Annotated in this window: 13 protein-coding genes; 7 read left to right on the forward strand and 6 right to left on the reverse strand. The window is 38.9% G+C overall.

Going from position 1 to position 18,693, the window contains the following annotated elements; all coding sequences use genetic code 11:
* Positions 1–341 precede the first annotated feature (341 nt).
* Genes nrdA through yfaE form a run of 3 tightly spaced genes read left to right on the forward strand, consistent with a single transcriptional unit; the run spans position 342 to position 4,081 of the window.
* Positions 342–2,609 carry a class 1a ribonucleoside-diphosphate reductase subunit alpha gene (nrdA, locus tag C9J45_RS00750; protein WP_107205691.1) on the forward strand — a complete coding sequence of 756 codons (2,268 nt, stop codon included), beginning with the start codon at positions 342–344 and terminating at the stop codon, positions 2,607–2,609.
* A gap of 45 nt (positions 2,610–2,654) precedes the next feature.
* The gene (nrdB, locus tag C9J45_RS00755) at positions 2,655–3,788 is read left to right on the forward strand and encodes a class Ia ribonucleoside-diphosphate reductase subunit beta (RefSeq protein WP_107245483.1); all 1,134 of its coding nucleotides are present in this window, start codon (positions 2,655–2,657) and stop codon (positions 3,786–3,788) included.
* Entirely contained in the window at positions 3,785–4,081 is a 297-nt protein-coding gene (yfaE, locus tag C9J45_RS00760) for a class I ribonucleotide reductase maintenance protein YfaE (protein ID WP_107205689.1), read from the forward strand. Before nrdB ends, yfaE begins: the two co-directional genes overlap by 4 nt.
* 35 nt (positions 4,082–4,116) lie before the next feature.
* Here yfaE and adiA read toward each other — a convergent pair whose 3' ends face one another.
* From adiA to C9J45_RS00780, 4 genes are all read right to left on the reverse strand, one after another.
* Entirely contained in the window at positions 4,117–6,411 is a 2,295-nt protein-coding gene (adiA, locus tag C9J45_RS00765) for an arginine decarboxylase (protein ID WP_107205688.1), read from the reverse strand.
* A gap of 66 nt (positions 6,412–6,477) precedes the next feature.
* Positions 6,478–7,794: a putrescine-ornithine antiporter gene (gene potE / locus C9J45_RS00770; RefSeq protein WP_107205687.1), complete on the reverse strand. Its 1,317-nt coding sequence runs from the start codon at positions 7,792–7,794 to the stop codon at positions 6,478–6,480.
* 292 nt (positions 7,795–8,086) lie between these two features.
* The gene (locus C9J45_RS00775) at positions 8,087–8,926 is read right to left on the reverse strand and encodes an META domain-containing protein (protein ID WP_107205686.1); all 840 of its coding nucleotides are present in this window, start codon (positions 8,924–8,926) and stop codon (positions 8,087–8,089) included.
* Positions 8,927–9,161: 235 nt separating this feature from the next.
* The gene (locus C9J45_RS00780) at positions 9,162–10,382 is read right to left on the reverse strand and encodes a CinA family nicotinamide mononucleotide deamidase-related protein (protein WP_107290428.1); all 1,221 of its coding nucleotides are present in this window, start codon (positions 10,380–10,382) and stop codon (positions 9,162–9,164) included.
* Positions 10,383–10,806: 424 nt separating this feature from the next.
* Here C9J45_RS00780 and tyrP point away from each other — a divergent pair, with 424 nt between their 5' ends.
* Both tyrP and C9J45_RS00790 read left to right on the forward strand, forming a co-directional pair.
* Complete coding sequence (tyrP, locus tag C9J45_RS00785) at positions 10,807–12,021, forward strand: tyrosine transporter TyrP (protein ID WP_107292029.1); 1,215 nt, start codon at positions 10,807–10,809, stop codon at positions 12,019–12,021.
* 259 nt (positions 12,022–12,280) lie between these two features.
* The gene (locus C9J45_RS00790) at positions 12,281–14,248 is read left to right on the forward strand and encodes a bifunctional diguanylate cyclase/phosphodiesterase (protein ID WP_107205683.1); all 1,968 of its coding nucleotides are present in this window, start codon (positions 12,281–12,283) and stop codon (positions 14,246–14,248) included.
* Positions 14,249–14,300: 52 nt separating this feature from the next.
* Here C9J45_RS00790 and C9J45_RS00795 read toward each other — a convergent pair whose 3' ends face one another.
* Positions 14,301–15,491, reverse strand: a complete 1,191-nt coding sequence (locus C9J45_RS00795) for a methyltransferase (RefSeq protein ID WP_107245489.1) — start codon at positions 15,489–15,491, stop codon at positions 14,301–14,303.
* A gap of 117 nt (positions 15,492–15,608) precedes the next feature.
* A complete protein-coding gene (gene cysB / locus C9J45_RS00800; protein ID WP_006647019.1) occupies positions 15,609–16,583 on the reverse strand; it encodes an HTH-type transcriptional regulator CysB in 975 nt (324 codons plus the stop codon).
* Positions 16,584–16,975: 392 nt separating this feature from the next.
* Between cysB and C9J45_RS00805 the strand changes: the two genes are divergently transcribed.
* Both C9J45_RS00805 and C9J45_RS00810 read left to right on the forward strand, forming a co-directional pair.
* Positions 16,976–17,737, forward strand: a complete 762-nt coding sequence (locus C9J45_RS00805; protein ID WP_107205681.1) for a DNA repair protein — start codon at positions 16,976–16,978, stop codon at positions 17,735–17,737.
* A gap of 90 nt (positions 17,738–17,827) precedes the next feature.
* Positions 17,828–18,607 carry a tRNA isopentenyl-2-thiomethyl-A-37 hydroxylase MiaE gene (locus C9J45_RS00810; RefSeq protein WP_107292030.1) on the forward strand — a complete coding sequence of 260 codons (780 nt, stop codon included), beginning with the start codon at positions 17,828–17,830 and terminating at the stop codon, positions 18,605–18,607.
* The last annotated feature ends 86 nt before the right edge of the window (positions 18,608–18,693 follow it).

The raw sequence follows: 18,693 nt of genomic DNA on the forward strand, positions 1-18,693 counted from the left end.
CCTAAAACCACTAAATTTCAACAAAAAAATATTTTTTTTCTCACTAAAATCTCACCATCCAATATTGCAATTTGCTATCTAATTGATGGCATTAGCGAGTTAAGTAAGTAGGCACTGACTTTTTTATAAAAATCCCCATCTTATCCACAGCTGGTCAAAAAATGTCATCTTGCAAAAAAAAGAAATCACCACTATCTTGTAATCACTTTGACAGCACACCCCAACATATAGTGTTTTTGTCTTACAAGAATTTTTATCAAAGATCACATTCTTTGCTAATCTATTTATAGAAAGTTGCAAAAAAAGCTCATATGCAAGGAAAACTGGGAAACTAACTAAAAATGACTCAACAACTAACAGTTACCAAGCGCGACGGCCGTACTGAAAATATCGATTTAGATAAAATCCACCGCGTAATTGAATGGGCTGCAGAAGGTTTAGAAAACGTTTCTGTATCTCAAGTAGAACTAAAGTCTCATATCCAGTTTTACGATGGTATCCGTACTGATGATATCCATGAAACAATCATCAAAGCTGCGGCGGATTTAATCTCTGAAGAGACTCCTGATTACCAATACCTTGCTGCACGCTTGGCGATTTTCCATCTACGTAAAAAAGCGTACGGTCAATTTGAGCCACCAAAGCTATATGAGCACGTTAAAAACCTTGTAGCTAAAGGTAAATACGACAGCCACTTGTTAGAAGATTACACCGCAGAAGAATTCGCAGTGATGGATACTTTTATCGATCACTGGCGCGATATGAACTTTTCATACGCAGCGGTTAAACAGCTTGAAGGTAAATACCTTGTTCAAAACCGTGTATCAGGTGAAATTTTTGAAAGTGCCCAATTCCTATACATCCTGATTGCAGCAGCTTTATTTAATAAGTATCCAAAAGAAACACGTCTTGATTACATTAAGCGTTTCTATGATGCATCATCACTATTTAAAATTTCACTACCAACACCAATTATGTCTGGTGTTCGCACGCCTACACGTCAATTTAGCTCTTGTGTACTGATTGAATGTGATGACAGCCTTGATTCTATCAATGCGACGGCAAGTTCTATTGTTCGTTACGTATCACAGCGTGCAGGTATTGGTATTAATGCTGGCCGTATTCGTGCACTAGGCTCTGAAATTCGTGGTGGTGAAGCTTTCCATACAGGCTGTATTCCATTTTACAAATACTTCCAGACTGCTGTTAAATGCTGTTCTCAAGGCGGCGTGCGTGGTGGTGCAGCAACACTGTTCTACCCTATTTGGCACCGTGAAGTTGAATCACTGTTAGTGCTTAAAAATAACCGTGGTGTTGAAGAAAACCGTGTTCGTCATATGGATTACGGCGTTCAAATCAACAAACTGATGTACACCCGTTTGATCAAAGGCGAAAATATTTCTCTGTTTTCTCCTTCTGACGTACCAGGAATGTACGATGCATTCTTTGCTGATCAAGACGAGTTCGAGCGTTTATACCTAAAATATGAGCAAGATAGCAGCATTAAGCGTGAAACAATCAAGGCAATTGATTTGTTCTCACTACTGATGCAAGAGCGTGCGTCAACAGGTCGTATTTACATCCAAAACGTTGACCACTGTAATACACACAGCCCATTTGATCCGGCGGTTGCTCCTATTCGTCAATCTAACCTGTGTCTTGAAATCGCACTGCCGACTAAGCCACTGAACAACGTTGAAGATGAAAACGGTGAAATTGCACTGTGTACGCTGTCTGCATTTAACTTAGGTGCTATTGATAGCCTTGATGATTTAGAAGAGCTAGCAGAGCTAACTGTTCGTGCGCTTGATGCGTTATTGGATTACCAAGATTACCCACTTCCAGCAGCGCGTCGTTCAACGATGAACCGTCGTACATTAGGTGTGGGTGTGATTAACTTTGCTTACTACTTAGCGAAAAATGGTGTGCGTTACTCTGACGGCAGCGCAAATAACCTGACACACGAAGCCTTTGAAGCAATTCAATATTACTTATTGAAAGCATCTGTGAGTCTGGCTAAAGAGCAAGGTGCTTGCCCTGCCTTTAATGAGACAACCTATGCACAAGGCATTCTACCTATTGATACCTATAAAAAAGATATCAATAATATTTGTTCTGCTGAATTACGCTACGATTGGGAAACATTACGTGAAGAGATCAAAACACACGGTCTACGTAACTCAACCCTATCGGCATTAATGCCATCAGAAACATCGTCGCAAATTTCTAATGCGACAAATGGTATTGAGCCACCACGAGGTTTCGTTTCAGTTAAAGCGTCAAAAGATGGTATCCTGAAGCAAGTTGTTCCTGATTACGCTAAGTACAAAGATAACTACGAGCTACTATGGAATATCGGCAGTAACGATGGTTACCTACAACTTGTGGGTATCATGCAGAAATTTATCGACCAAGCGATCTCGGCTAACACCAATTATGATCCAAGTAAGCAAGCTGGCGGTAAAGTTCCAATGAAGCTGCTACTTAAGGATCTACTAAATGCTTACAAACTTGGTGTAAAAACCCTTTACTACCATAACACTCGTGATGGTGCCTCTGATAGTCAGGGTGATATGGCAGCGGACGATTGCACCAGTTGTAAAATTTAATTATTAAATGGGAGCCTCATGGCTCCCCTTTGATTTGAGGAAATCATGGCTTATAGTACTTTTTGTCAAACACGTAATGATCAATTAAAAGAGCCTATGTTCTTTGGTCAATCTGTGAATGTTGCTCGCTACGATCAACAAAAATTTGAAATTTTCGAAAAACTTATCGAAAAACAATTATCATTTTTCTGGCGTCCAGAAGAAGTGGACGTTTCTGGCGATCGTATTAATTACAATAACCTGCCAGATCATGAAAAGCATATTTTCATTAGTAATCTAAAATACCAAACATTACTTGATTCGATTCAAGGCCGTAGTCCTAACGTGGCACTATTACCGATTGTTTCTCTTCCTGAATTAGAAACATGGATTGAAACTTGGTCGTTCTCTGAAACAATTCACTCACGTTCTTATACGCATATTATCCGCAATATCGTTAACAACCCTTCTGTGGTTTTTGACGATATCGTCGAGAATGAGCATATTATTAAACGTGCTGGTGATATTTCTAGATACTATGATGATCTAATTACTGCTACGAATGACTACCACCGCTTTGGTGAAGGTAATCATTCTGCTAACGGTGTACCATTCACAGTTAGCCTTCGTGAACTTAAGAAAAAGCTATACCTATGTCTAATGTCTGTGAACGCACTAGAAGCGATTCGTTTCTACGTAAGCTTCGCATGTTCATTTGCTTTCGCTGAACGCGAACTAATGGAAGGTAATGCAAAAATCATCAAGCTAATTGCACGTGATGAGGCGTTGCACCTAACTGGCACCCAGCACATTCTGAACTTACTACGTAATGGTCATGACGATCCTGAAATGGTCGAAATTGCTGCAGAGTGTGAGCAAGATTGCTTTGATCTTTTCAAAGCAGCAGCAGAACAAGAAAAGGAATGGGCGGACTATCTATTTAAAGATGGTTCAATGATAGGCTTAAATAAGCAAATCTTGTGTCAGTATGTAGAATATATTACCAATTTACGCATGGTTGCTGTGGGTTTACGCCCAGCCTATGAAGGCGCAACACAAAACCCAATTCCATGGATTAATTCTTGGTTATCTTCTGACAACGTACAAGTTGCACCACAAGAAGCTGAGATCAGTTCATACCTTGTGGGTCAAATTGACAACGATGTAAGTGCTGATGATCTTGGTGACTTCGAACTATGAGTCAATTAACCATTAAGGTTAATGGTGTGAAGGTTCATGGAAATACCCATGAGCCTTTACTCAAGCAACTAGAGCAAGCGGGGATTCAACCTGAATACCAGTGTCGAAATGGTATGTGTGGTGCTTGCCGTTGTAAGTTAAAACAAGGTGCTGTTGATCAACATGACGCACTCGCTTTTATTGCACCAAATGAAATATTAACCTGTCGGTCAGTCCCTAAATCAGATGTCGAAATAGAATTTGATTACCAAGTTACAACAAAGCAAGAAACAACAAAAAAGGTAGCTCAATAATATAGAGCTACCTTTTCTTTTAGTGCTAAATCACGTTACTTATTTTTCACACACATTACGTGGTAAACACCGTCTTCAACTTCTGTCCCTTCTGTCTCATGCTCAAAGCCTGGGAATTCTTTATCCCATACTTCAAGGCTATGAAGGTAACCAATCTGCGGGCTACTATCATCACCAAAGTTCTCACCTGACATCAACATTGGAATACCCGGTGGATATGGGATAACCGCATTGGCTGCAATACGACCTTGTAGCTTATCAGAAGGTACCATTTCAACATTATCATCAACTATCGCTTCAAACGCAGCGCGTGGCGTAATATCAGCCTTAGGTAAGGTTGAATAAGCCGCATTTAGCATTTCCGATGGCGTATGTTGTTTCAAATAGCCAAACATCTTATCACCAAGATCTTTTAAGCCTAAATGCCCATACACATCAGGATGAGCAGCAACAAGATCCGGTAAAGCATTTTTCAGTGGCGTATTATTATCGTAGTGTGTTTTAAAGCTCAATAAGGTATTAACAAGCGTTGCCCACTTACCTTTAGTGATCCCCATTGAGAATAAGAACATAACTTGGAAGTCTGTCGTTCGAGTTGGCACTATGCCAAATCGAGTAAGGTATTGTGTAACCAACGCTGCAGGTACACCTGTATCCAATAACTTGCCATCATCTCCCATACCAGGTGCTAAGATGCTGACTTTAATTGGATCGAGCATACACCAATCAGCAGGCATATCTTCAAACCCATGCCATTTATCACCAGGCTTCATCACCCAGAAATCTTGATGCGTTGCTAAAAGCTCTGCCGGCGCATCTTCAAAATCATAGACTTTACCCGTATCAGGATCAGTGATCGTTTCTGCATTCCATGGTTTGAAGAACCACTCACCATCAGCAGCAAATTCTTTATGTAAACGCCCCATCGCCTGACGATAATCAATCGCTTCTTTAATTACTTCATGAGTTAAAGATTGACCTCGAGGACCATCCATTTGTGATACAGCGATATCGTTAGATGCACTAATTGCATATAACGGTGATGTTGTTGCATGCATCATGTAAGACTGATTAAAACGCTCAAAATTAATATGATCTTTACCATAGCGTACATGGATCCATGACGCCTGTGACAATGCGTTTAATAATTTATGCGTTGAGTGTGTCGCGAACACTGTTGGTGCATCAGGATCTTCTATTGGCTCACCACGCATCGCAAAGTGATCGGTATAAATAGGATTAAAACGCGCATAGCCATACCAGGCTTCATCAAAGTGAATACGATTACTACTTTCTGCTAATATATCTTGCGCACGCTTAGCGTTATAACACAAACCATCATAAGTACAGTTTGTCACCACTGCATAAGTTGCTTGTGTTCCGGCTTTAGCTTTCGTGAGTTCGCTACTTTCTGCTGATTTCTTTAAACCTTCTGGCGACATTTGATCTGGATAAATAGGACCAATAATACCGTAACGATTTCGAGTTGGTACCATGTAAACCGGTAATGCACCAGTAAGCATTAATCCCTGCTCAATAGATTTATGACAGTTTCGATCACAGATAGCGAGAGTATTTTCACGCATACAAATTTGCATAATGGTACGGTTTGCACCTGATGTACCAGTGACTAAAGAATAGGATTTATCTGCACCAAAAACTTTTGCCGCGTATTCTTCACTCTCACCAAACGCTCCCGTATGATCCAATAACGAGCCTAAAGAACCTCGCTCGATCCCCATATCAGAGCGGAATAGACCTTCCCCATAATAGTTATAGAATCGTTGACCCGCCGGTGTTTTACGGAAACCGACACCACCTTGGTGTCCAGGTGCGGCCCAAGAATACTCATGAATATCATCATATTTCATCATCGCAGATGCGAGTGGCGGCAGTAATTGCTCTCGATAACGTTCCATCGCCGCTATGGCACGACCAGCAATAAAGTCAGCCGTATCTTCTAATATCCACGCAAACTCATCAACCTGAGACATTAACTCGCGGTTAATAGTCAAGGTCACTTTTTTTCTTTCTGCCAGTAAAAATACGGGAACCCCTTCTTGGCGTTGATTTAATTTTTCAATCAACGAAAAGAACATATCGTTTTCTTCTTGTTGCTGCCCTGTCATACTCGAGGTCAACATTAAGCAATCAATTGCTAAATTAACATTTAGAATAGAATAACAATCATCATAAGAAGAGGCGCTAAGAACGGTAATCGATTCATTTTTAAATTGTTCGACTAAACGATCAATTGCATTCGCAATAACCCCAGTTTTTTGCGAGTTATCAAAAATTAAAACTCTCTTATGTTTTCCGTAATTAAGCATATTCTGGTCCTGTTATAATAAAATTTATTTCGATAGATCATTTGTGTTTAAATTAAATGCCAACATTTATGTTTTATTAGGAACTGCATCTCGGCTAGCGATGAACCCATAGAAGAAATAACCAAATAATGTAATAACGGCGCCATAGAATACGGCTTCCTCACCTGTAGAGTACGCACCATAAATACTGTAAATAACAGCAACAGATCCGACTAATATGCCCGTGTTATATTCTTTCTGACTTACATTAGCCTGCTTCATAATTATACCAAGAGCTGTAAGTGATAGAATATATGGCACCATATTGATAAACACGGCTAAATTAACCAAGACGTTAAATTGTTTTAATAAGGTTGGGGAAATAGTCATCACAGCCAGCGATAATTCTAAAGCTAGCATAATCATCATGCCTTTAAACGGCGCATCATGCTTATTTACATCAGAGAAAATCTTTGGAAATAATCGCATATCAGCAGCAACTTTCGAGACTTGGGCATTGGTGAACTGCCAACCAAGCAGTGAACCAACACAGGCCAGAATTGCCATTGCAGTAATAATCTCCCCAACGAATGGGTTAAACATCTGAGCAAAAACAAGACCAAAAGGGGAATCTGATTTAGCTAAAATATCGTTAGGAATAATACCTTGAATAACAGTTGTAGACGCAATATAAGTTGCTGCAGAAAAAACGGTGGCGAGCATACAGGCAAGAGGCACATTACGTTTAGGGTTTTCAACAGTACCTGAGTTAGCCCCTGCTGATTCTATTCCTAAGAAAGCCCACAGCGTTAACGCCATACCAGAATAAACAGCACTACCGACCGAGACACCATGCGGGTTCCAAGCTTCCGAGAAAATTTTCGGGTCGAACCAGAACCAACCAATAAGTGACAAACCAAGTACGGGAATTATGATCCCCCATACAGTAACTGTAGATATTCGCCCTGTTATTCTTGCACCTCTAGCATTGGCAAACATAGTGATAATTAAAATAGCAATAACTCCAAAAAAAGTATGAATTGGAGTCTCTTTTAACCACGGGATAAAATACTCTAAATACCCGACACACGATACAGCAATCGCAACCGCACTAATAACTAAACACACATAGTAAGTATAAGAAGCAATAAAAAAACTGGATTTACCATGTGCTTTTTCAGCATATGCGGACATCCCGCCATCATCCGTACAATACATTCCACACTTTGCAAAAGCATAAGCAATTGCAAGTGCACCTAATGCTGTAACAACCCATGCTAATAGGGCTATACCTCCTGTTACAGCAAGACTTGATGGTAATAATATTATCCCGGATCCCATCATATTAACGGTGACAATGGTTGTTAAACCCATTAACCCCATTTTGTTACTGGTAGAACTCATAAAATAATCAACCTTCTAAGTTATTAATTATATTAAAATTTAAGTTTAAATTATTTATATAATCCTTTAATTAGTAATGAGTAAATTTAAGGTAGTACAAATAAACATAATAATAGAATAGATGTATATTCTTAGAATGCCTAAAAAAAATAATAAGTTTTTATTACAGTCTTATTTAGGATATGTGACGGTGATTTATATCACATAATAAAAAAGCGCGTAAATGTAATTAGTAATTACAATTTACGCGCTCTATCAATCTATTAAGTTTTAATATTTATTATATTAAGTCTTACTTACCATTTTTAAAGGTCGCAACCTGATTTCCTTGCTTATCTTTCACTGTAAGTACATTATCAACAATTACATAGCTTGCAAAACTAGGCATAGTTTCTAAAAATGACTTTTCTAGCTCCATACCATCCATACACATTTTACGTGTTGCAGCTGCAGGCCCCATCGTTAGTGTGCCATTAGATGTTTCAAATGAGCCTTGGAAGTTATTACAGCCAGAAAAACCATGAGCCGATTTATTATCCATATCAAATTGGATAAATGCCACATTACCACCAGCACCAGGTTTTACAGTTTCACCTTCAAGCGTCACTAAATCCCATTTATGACCAACTAACGGAGTATTCTCTGTTGTTTCATTTGGCTGATGAGCAACACGGTCTAATTTAATCTCTATAGGCTGTTTTACGTCTGCTGCAAATGGGTCAATGCTTGTTGTTGAAGTCATGACTAGCTTATCACCAACCTTAATGGTTGCACGTAAGCTATAGCGATGATTATTTTGAATTTTCGCAGCGTCATATTGAAGTGCTACAGGGTATGGCGGCGCACCGGCAACGTCCATTGATTCACTTGTAATTGTCGTTGAGGGCGCATCAGCAAGAGACACATCTTCTAATGCAACTTTTAACACAGCACCTGGTGGTAGCATACGGCGATCAAGGTAAATAACATTAACATCTAATGATTTCATCTCAGCTTTCTCTGTTTTAGCCGTTGATTCTGTTTGCTGCTGGTTGTGATTTGCCGCAGTGTCAGCATCATTACAAGCTTGTAGCATGAATGCAGAAAGTACAACTGAAGTGGCTAACGCTAGCTTTTTTAATTTAAAAGTCATTTATCTTCTATCCTTTGCGATTTTCAAATCATAACCATAGCAACGAAATATGTTACTCAGTTAACTTCACTATCAGAAAGATAGGATACTGATTTGCAATTATTTTCTCTTAATATAACCTAATAATACAGCATTCAAAATAAGGCGCAATCTTTATAATCTATGCCAATATTATGCTTGCATTTTACTTGTCAACGCTATGATTCATAAACTGTAATATAGGTTAACCTAGCAGTTATAGACTATGTTTTTTCAATCTTCTATTTAACGATTCATAGTGACCAAAAACGTTAATCCCTTCCAGTTGACGACGAAGCATATCAAGAAGCACTGTGGCAATAATCGCGCGTTGATCGTTATATGTGTATTCACGCTTAAACTGTAATTGTTGGATCCACCGACCTTCCAAAGTGATTATCCCAACAGTAAAACAATCTTCTACTATAGCGCCAGAATATAAGCCAATATCAACCTTTGAGTGGCTATAAATGAGAGACAATTGCTTGTCTATTTCACTCACTAACGTTTCTAAACTGTTCTCTTCTTTCATAGCATTATGGTTGACGGTGGCAGATACAATGTATTCGCTTAACTTACATTTTTGATTAAGCCAATTGACTACAAAGCCGCCTGTTGAACACTCCGACAAACCCATTTTTTTCTGCTTTTTTTCAATGAGATATTCAAGGTTATCAAGTAAGCTCAAATTTTTTCCCACAATGTTATCGCCTAGCAATCGTTCCATTTTATTTAATAGTTCTAGTGCATAGCGATCATTTGATGGTGCGAATAGTTTCACCTCAATAAAGGGTAATGAAGAACGGTACCCCAATTCATAACCGTGCGGTAAAACGATATGCTTCAAGGTGTCACTTATTCCGGACTCTGACAAACCATAGGTAAATAATCGATGACATTGCAACGATTGGATCTGAGGATAGTGTAATTGTAAATATGGCAGTATTTTCTCTTTAACCATAAACTTAAATTCACTGGGAACGCCTGGAGTAAAACATATCCAAGCACGATTTAATTTAATCGAAAAGCCACAGGCAGTGCCAACAGGGTTATCGATTAATTCAGCCCCTTCAGGTAGCATTGCTTGCTTCAAATTAGCCACAGGCATTTCTCGATTTAGCTTTTTATATTTTGCTTTCATCTCCGAAACCCAATGCTCAGATTGCTCCAAGCCAACATCAGCAGCCATTGCCGCCGCGGCAGCACTTAAATCATCACTTGTAGGCCCTAGTCCACCATTAACAATAACAATATCGCTATTAAAACTGCATGACTCAATTTCTTTTGCTATTCGCTCACAATGATCACCAACAGTTATTCGACGTGTCATTGGAAAGCCATGTTGAAAAAAAAGACGAGATAACCACGTTGCATTAGTATCTGTTATATCACCCAGTAAGACCTCTTCACCGGTACTTATCATTGTAATTTCAAGCATCCTATCCCTCTGCATCATCCACCGAATATTGACTGTTATTAGTCTATGCTTTAGATCATTTGTTATACAGCCTTCCTTTCATCAATCACACAATTAATCTCCACACCAATCAGTGTAAATATTAATTTACATTCATTAAACTAATGTTGACAGAAGAGATATCTATCGTTAATGTGACCTTGTAGTGAAATACGCTATTAAAATCAACACATCCACTAGTAAAGAACAGTTAGAGCAAATTTAATGAAGTATACCTCGACAGCACATACCTATCGATAGCCACAGTGGCTATTATCAAGATGTAATAAAAACTTTACACTCATCTCGATACGCCTCTGTGGCCTCTATTTTCATAGGGAGCAACGATAGGTGATCAATAACGACCACCTCCCGATCTAATTATTTACCTCTGGGAGCAACACAAATGGCTTTAAATAAAACACTCGGCAGTATGCTTATTATTGCTGGTACAACTATTGGTGCAGGCATGTTAGCCCTTCCTCTCGCTTCTGCTGGACTTGGGTTTACCACCGCATTAGTTGCCATGTTCGGCATGTGGGCACTAATGACTTACACCGCTTTATTGATGATTGAAGTTCATCAACATTCAGATACCAATGCGACATTAAATACTTTGGCTCAACAACTTCTTGGTCGCAAAGGACAAATTATTGCTAATTTTTCCATGATCTTTCTGCTTTATTCTTTATGTGCAGCCTACATTGCAGGTGGTGGTGGTCAGTTAAGTGAGAAGTTAAGTGGCTGGTTTAATACATCCATTCCGCCACAATTAGGCGCATTATTATTTACACTTTTAATTGCCGCGATAGTTTCTGTTGGCACTCATACTGTTGATTTAGTAAACCGCTTACTTTTTGCTGCAAAAATTATTGCGCTAGCTGTCATGCTGGGGTTATTAGTTCCGCATGTTGAAGGACAACACCTTGTTGAAATGCCAGTACAAAAAGGCTTAATTTTATCAGCATTACCTGTTGTTTTTACCTCTTTTGGTTTCCACGGCAGTATTCCATCGATCGTGCGTTACATAGGCATTGATATAAAAACGTTAAAGAAAGTCATGATTATTGGCTCAGCACTGCCTCTTTTTATCTACGTTTTATGGCAATTAGCAAGTCAAGGTGTAATGAGCCAACCAGAGTTAATGGCAAGCACAACATTGGGCAGTTTTATTGCGAGCTTAAGCGATTTACTCCATAACCCTATGGTGAGCCAATCTGTCTCTATTTTCGCAGATCTTGCACTAGCAACATCTTTTTTAGGTGTGAGTTTAGGGTTATTTGACTTTATGGCTGATAGCTTGAAACGTTCAAGTAGTGCCAGTGGTCGTATGCAAACGGGCATGATCACCTTCTTACCTCCCCTTGCTTTTGCTATCTTTTACCCACAAGGCTTTATTATGGCGCTAGGATACGCAGCCATTGCTTTAGTTATTTTGGCGATATTTTTACCTGTCGCAATGGTTAGATCTCAGAGAAAAAAGCATAATATATCTAATGAAATTTCACCTTATAAAGTGAAGGGTGGTAATTTTGGCTTAATTATTGTGACAATGGCGGGTGTTTTAATTATATCTGCGCAGGCCTTACAAATGGTCGGCTTAATTCCAGCTGTTGGATAATCGCTAAATGAACTTGGATAATAAGAAAGTAATGTTGTTACTTTCTTATTCCTTTTCATTTAAAGAATATAATTAAACAGTAAAAACATTTTATTACAATAAGTTAAATCCGCCTAAAAGCGACTTATTTGTTATACAAAAGTTTGCATGCAAAGCATAATTTTGTGGAGTAATATCACGTATTTATAGAAAATTTTATATTCTGTTGTTTGTATGTCAGTTAAAATCACCTCACATAATAATTAAAAAGATATTGGTGATGGATATTTACTCGCCTTTTAATCATCTTCAAAGTCCTATTTGGATTTTTGATTTTGACCACAAACAAATCATTTGGGCTAACGACAAAGCACTTCCTTTATGGGAGTCTTCCTCTCACGACGAACTTCGATCGCGCGATCTTGGCAAAGATATGTCAGCCGCAGTAGAAGCAACATTAGAAGAGTACCGCGAAACATTTAAACAAAATAAAACAATCAAAACCTGGTGGCATTTAGATCCAAGAAAGGTAGGCAAAAACTTGCTTTGCATTTTCTCTGGTATCAATTTGCCTGATAAACGTATTGCAATGCTTGTGGAAGTGGTTGGTGATGAATCAAGTATTCGACGTGAACTTGCTTTTTCTGATTACTCTAATCTAGCGCTACTATTTAATGAGCAAGGTAATTTGGTGAGTGCCAATACCGTGTTTACCAAAAACTATGGTTCAGATCTCAGTAACTTAGCATCCTTTGTTGGCGACATTGATATTGCCCAACAATGGATATCTGACGCAAAAAATAACCTAAACCTTAAACATAGCCGATTATGTTGGACAGGAAAAAGTCATATTTGGTTTAACATTGAAACTAAATGGCTATCTGATAAATCTCAACTCCTACTTCAAGTTGTTAATATTTCAAAAGAAAAAGAGAATTTACAGCGCGAACGTTATAATGCTGAGCACGATTTTTTAACTGGGCTGATGAATCGACGCGGTATTTCTACGGCACTAAAAGCTAGCCATCATTCTTCATTTCCGTACCATTTATTATTTCTTGATCTCGATAGCTTTAAACTGATTAACGATACTTATGGTCACGCTATTGGTGATAAGTTATTAAGAGCAGTTGCAATTAGGTTATTAGATACAATAAGAGGACGAGGGCTTGTCGCCCGTTTTGGTGGTGATGAATTTATAATCCAAGTTGAAGATCGATATATCCCTAATTTAGTTCAACTAACCCAAGAGATAATTTCGGCACTAAACAGCCCTTTCTATATCAAAAATATTGGTGAAATATCGATTGGATGCAGTATCGGTACTGCGCAATACCCTAAAGATGCCAATAGTTTTGAAACCTTAATTACTCAAGCTGATATGGCAATGCATTGTGCTAAAAAGCATGGTCGCAACTGTAGCTATCATTTCCAGCCGCATTTGGCAGAAACGCTGTATCGTAAAAATGCACTACGCCATCACTTATCTCAAGCACTTGAAATTAAAGACTTTGAATTGTATTACCAACCTATCATTGATCTTAATACAATGTTGTTAAAAGGTTTTGAAGCGCTTATTCGCTGGCATGACGACTCTTTAGGCCATGTCTCTCCTGCTGAATTTATTCCATTGGCAGAAGAAACTGGGCAAATTATCCCTATTGGCTCTTGGGTGCTGAGAAGCGCTTGTAAACAATTGGAAGAGTGGAATCAACAATACGATACCAAGTTAATCATGAGTATTAATTTATCTCGTGCACAACTAAAAATGTCTCTTTTAGATGAGCTAAAGTTAATTATTGAAGAGTATAATATAGACCCAGCTCAAGTAGCTTTAGAAATAACCGAATCTGCCATGCTGCAAGAATTCAGTGAGGCTATGTCGTGTTTAGAGGCTATTGCTGCACTGGGCTTTGAGCTTTATCTTGATGATTTTGGAACTGGGTACTCATCGTTATCACAATTGCAAAACCTTCCAATCAGTACTGTTAAACTAGATCAAAGTTTTGTTCAAAATGAGCACGACAGTGGGAAAGCAATCGTTGAAGCAACAAAAGCCATTTGTAATAAGCTCAATCTTAAAGTGGTCGCTGAAGGGGTTGAAACGAAAGAGCAGCTAGAATATATCCAAAGCTGTAATTTCAATTATTGCCAAGGCTATTACTTTAATAAGCCCCTCTCTGTTAGCGAATTAGAGAAGGGAATTCTTTCGACTCTACTGACGAAAAAACAAACTCAGCCTCACTAATATCAGTAATACCACCGTGATTTCACGGTGGTATTATATTGCCCATAAAACATTAGCAACGTTCTGCGTGAATCAATAAATTTCTTGGTGTCATTTGTTTTTCGCAGAATGTCCCTAACGATACGTCATAGCCAAATTCTTCAAGATAGCAAACACGATCAAGCACTAACCATAATTCTAATGGTCGACGAAACAATTGACGGACTAGCTCCATCCGCTCTGTTATCGCAAAACGTTGTTCGCCCTGTTGCTGCCAATAATCGAAGTCAATGTTAGCGGGTAATACAATCCCTTTCTGATCTGCAGCCCAACAACAAAAAGATTTAAAACCTTCACCTAATAACGCTTTTTGTACATTAGGGACAGGTAAGTAAGTACTAGATTGATTAATTTTTCGCTGTAATAAATCAAACCCTAACCGAAAACTAACCTCAACAAACCGAAGTTGCTTAACGCGATTTCCAGCCGTTACTGTCTCTTGCAACGGTAAACGTAAGTCATGCTTAGATAACTGTAGCTGGCTCGATTTTGCAACCGTTGATAACGGCTGATAATGTGAATCTTGGATCAAGTGATAGCAACACGGAGATAGGCTCACCGCCTTTCCTTTTTTTGCCACAACTTGTTTTATGAGCGACACATGCAAGTCACCACATGCATGCAGTGCAACAGCATGTTGCTGCTCTTTAATATATTGCTGGCTGCTTACATCAAACGCATCGCCTTGAACAAAATGGATATCTAAGCCCAATTGTTTCGCCGCAGCTTCACCATCTACACATAATTGCGGTTGCCATTCTAAACTAGTGACAGGCTGTTGGTGGGTAATTGATAATACGCGCCCTAGAAAGCCTTTTCCCGCGCACCATTCAAGCCATGGTACATTCAGGCGTGGCAATACATGATTAAATGCGGTGATTTGTTGCCATTTACGCCCAGGAATACCTGTATCAAAATTTTTAGGGTACGCATATTCTGTTTTTAGTAACGACGGCGTTTTCGCTAAATCCGCTAAAATTTTGGCATCAGGGATCCAGGGGTCAAACGCTGCTAATAGTGCGTCATGATCTTGATTTAACTGCTGCAAACTTTGATCATCAATAAACTGTAACCATTGACAAAATTCAGGGTGTTGCTGTTGCCATGTAAACCCCTCATCAGCAAAAGGAACAAACTGCCAATATTGTCTATTTTTCGTCAATAACGTATCTAATTGGTGAAAAGTGTTGGCATAGCAAGTCATAAAGTAACAACTTCAAGGTACATAAAAACAAGGGGCGTTAGTGTATACCTAAATACGCCTTCCCATAAACAACAAAACCGCCAAGAGTGGCGGTTTTAAAGATAGATAACAAAAAAGTTATCTTACTGGTAAGTCAAAAGAAGCAAACATTGCTTCAATTTCACCATTAGTCTTTAATGCTATTGCTTGATCAACCACATTACGTGTCAAGTGAGGTGCAAAACGTTCCATAAAGTCATACATATAGGTACGCAAGAATGTACCTTTCTTAAAGCCTATCTTGGTCGTACTCGCTTCAAAAATATGACTGGCATCAATGGCAACTAAATCTTTATCTGTTTCAGGGTCCATTGCCATGCTGGCGATGACACCAACACCAATGCCTAAACGTACGTAAGTTTTAATGACATCCGCATCTGTTGCCGTAAATACAATCTTAGGCGTCAAGCCTGAACGATTAAACGCACTATCAAGCTCTGAGCGTCCAGTAAAACCAAAAACATACGTCACAAGAGAATAAGCGGCTAAATCGTGAATAGTAATATTTGTTTTGGTTGCTAATGGATGATCACTACGAACCACGATTGAACGATTCCAGTGATAACATGGCAACATGATCATATCTTGATATAAATGCAGCGCTTCTGTCGCAATCGCAAAATCTGAACGACCTTTACCAACGGCATCAGCAATTTGAGATGGCGTTCCTTGATGCATATGTAATGATACTTTCGGGTATCGTGCTGTAAAACCTTGAATCACCGATGGCAAAGCATAACGTGCTTGGGTATGGGTTGTCGCGATGTTTAGCGTTCCCATTTCAGGGTGAGTATGTTCACCGGCTACCGCTTTGATACTTTCCACTCTTGATAGAATATCACGTGAAATACGAACAATTTCTTCACCAGCAGGTGTTACTTGGGTTAAATGCTTACCACTTCGTTCGAAAATCTGAATGCCAAGTTCATCTTCGAGCAATCGAACTTGTTTACTAATACCGGGCTGAGAAGTATATAAACTCTCAGCCGTCGATGAAACGTTAAGGTTGTGATTAACCACCTCAACAATATAGCGTAGCTGTTGTAATTTCATGGTACCGCCTGCCTACTCAATAATCCGTTACCTTTCACACCACATCCATCAAGCCCTTATGGTATTTAATGAGACAGGTATAAGAATGCAACCATGTAATTAACATTTTATATATTGAAACCAGTTAATTTCATAGCATTTGTTTGTTTTTTAGTTACCTAACTCAATGTTTTGACAATAAATCAAGGCTGGTAAAATATCTCAACATTTCAACAAGCACACATAATAAGCAACTTTCGGGAAATTTTGTTACGCCTAAATTTGCCGCACAGCACAAATTACATATCGATTTGAACAAAGCTCCTATTTAATAATCATCTCACTAGGCTGTTTTTTAGAGATAGTGTATCCTGCAATATTCAAGATTAATGCATGGAAGATAGATATATCTTATGAGTATTCCTTTAGTTATAGGCCTTGTTGGTCTGTTACTTGCGCTTATTGTTGGCTACAACGTTATTATTCAATATCGCCAGCGTTTAGAGTCGATCAAGCAACAAGAATTGGCTAAGCATATTGCGATTATTGATGCGACTGAAGAGTTAATCGGTAATGCGCATCATCTGCCTTACAGCAAAGAATTATTGGTCTGCTTAAACCAACGTATTGTTGATGCTTTACAACAAATGTCTGAAGCATCACCTAATGATCGCTCTTTGACTCACCGTATAAAAAATGTCAGTGAGCAAATTACCCATTTAGAAGCTAACTACAGTAATGCCGACATTACCCCTTTTAAAGTGCCGAATACGGACAAACAAGCGATTGGTATGCTACAGCTTGTCAAACGTTTGAAGACAGTGATCAAAAGTGAGCACAGTAAGGGACGTATGGGTACTCAGGCATTTGTTAATGAGAATGCCCGTTTAGAGTCGATTCAACTGCGTATTAATATTGAAAATGTCGTTAAGCGCGCGAATGAAGCACGAATTAAAGGACAAATTGGTACAGCAAAGCAATTACTTAAAAAAGGCATTGATGTACTTTCAGCTAAAAATGACAACTATGCTAACCAAGCACGAGAAAAACTGCAGCTGATGCTTGATGAAATTGATAACAAGCAATCAATGAACTATGAGCAAGAACGTCAACAACAGCTCGATAAAGACCAAGACGATCTCGATGTCTTATTCCAGCCAAAGCGTAAATGGTGATTTGATTTACTTTGGCTTAAAATAGCTTCATCTACCAAGGTCGCAGTAGCGGCCTTTTTTACGTCTTATAACAATAAAAAGATACGCCTTATGGATAACACACAACAGATGATCAATGAGCTACTAACGCCCATTAAACAATTTCTTCAATGTGAAACGCCTGATAGCTGGATTGAAGAGGCACGTAAACCAGAAAACCTAACGGCATTGTTAGTCGATCACTGTAACTGTGAACTAAAAGCCAGCCAAACGGCGATGTTCATGGTACGTAAATACGCAGTTGATAAAGCCAGTGGTGAAGCGCTACTTGCATGGGCAAAGCCTTATGAAGATTTCGTTTACGGCGGTGTAAATCGCTCTACTGCACTATTTCATAGCAAAAAAAATGGCTTGTCTGCACCATTGATCGCGCGTCCTGACTTTCCTTATGGTGAAGAACTGATTGAAAAAATGGTGCGGTTAATTAAAGAAGAATTTCACCATTTTGAGCAAGTGTTAGAGATCATGGAAAAACGTGATATTCCCTACTCTAACTTGCATGCGGGGCGTTACGCCAAAGGTTTAATGAAAGCAGTACGTACCCATGAGCCGGCAACATTAATAGATAAGCTCATCGTTGGTGCTTACATTGAAGCGCGATCTTGTGAACGTTTTGCCAAGTTAGCGCCTTATTTAGACCCTGAGCTCAAAAAGTTTTATATCTCGTTATTGCGCTCAGAAGCTCGCCATTATCAAGATTATTTAACGCTTGCTGAAAAAATTGCGGGTCAAGATATAAGTGAGCGTGTCAATGCGATTGGCGCAAAAGAAGCAGAGCTCATTCAAGCGCCTGATAACACTTTCCGTTTCCATAGTGGCGTACCTGAATAAGCTTATATTTACACTCATCACCACTATTTGATGTTTTGTTCGCTAAAAACAAAAACGCCATCAGCTTTCACTGATGGCGTTTTTAT

The sequence above is a fragment of the Photobacterium sp. GB-1 genome (assembly GCF_003026165.1).
GTDB lineage: Bacteria > Pseudomonadota > Gammaproteobacteria > Enterobacterales > Vibrionaceae > Photobacterium.

What these genes read in the sequence shown, in the direction of transcription:
- nrdA (WP_107205691.1), top strand. Translation starts at nt 342, where the DNA reads ATGACTCAACAACTAACAGTTACCAAGCGCGACGGCCGTACTGAAAAT.
- nrdB (WP_107245483.1), top strand. Translation starts at nt 2,655, where the DNA reads ATGGCTTATAGTACTTTTTGTCAAACACGTAATGATCAATTAAAAGAG.
- yfaE (WP_107205689.1), top strand. Translation starts at nt 3,785, where the DNA reads ATGAGTCAATTAACCATTAAGGTTAATGGTGTGAAGGTTCATGGAAAT.
- adiA (WP_107205688.1), bottom strand. Translation starts at nt 6,411, where the DNA reads ATGCTTAATTACGGAAAACATAAGAGAGTTTTAATTTTTGATAACTCG.
- potE (WP_107205687.1), bottom strand. Translation starts at nt 7,794, where the DNA reads ATGAGTTCTACCAGTAACAAAATGGGGTTAATGGGTTTAACAACCATT.
- C9J45_RS00775 (WP_107205686.1), bottom strand. Translation starts at nt 8,926, where the DNA reads ATGACTTTTAAATTAAAAAAGCTAGCGTTAGCCACTTCAGTTGTACTT.
- C9J45_RS00780 (WP_107290428.1), bottom strand. Translation starts at nt 10,382, where the DNA reads ATGCTTGAAATTACAATGATAAGTACCGGTGAAGAGGTCTTACTGGGT.
- tyrP (WP_107292029.1), top strand. Translation starts at nt 10,807, where the DNA reads ATGGCTTTAAATAAAACACTCGGCAGTATGCTTATTATTGCTGGTACA.
- C9J45_RS00790 (WP_107205683.1), top strand. Translation starts at nt 12,281, where the DNA reads ATGGATATTTACTCGCCTTTTAATCATCTTCAAAGTCCTATTTGGATT.
- C9J45_RS00795 (WP_107245489.1), bottom strand. Translation starts at nt 15,491, where the DNA reads ATGACTTGCTATGCCAACACTTTTCACCAATTAGATACGTTATTGACG.
- cysB (WP_006647019.1), bottom strand. Translation starts at nt 16,583, where the DNA reads ATGAAATTACAACAGCTACGCTATATTGTTGAGGTGGTTAATCACAAC.
- C9J45_RS00805 (WP_107205681.1), top strand. Translation starts at nt 16,976, where the DNA reads ATGAGTATTCCTTTAGTTATAGGCCTTGTTGGTCTGTTACTTGCGCTT.
- C9J45_RS00810 (WP_107292030.1), top strand. Translation starts at nt 17,828, where the DNA reads ATGGATAACACACAACAGATGATCAATGAGCTACTAACGCCCATTAAA.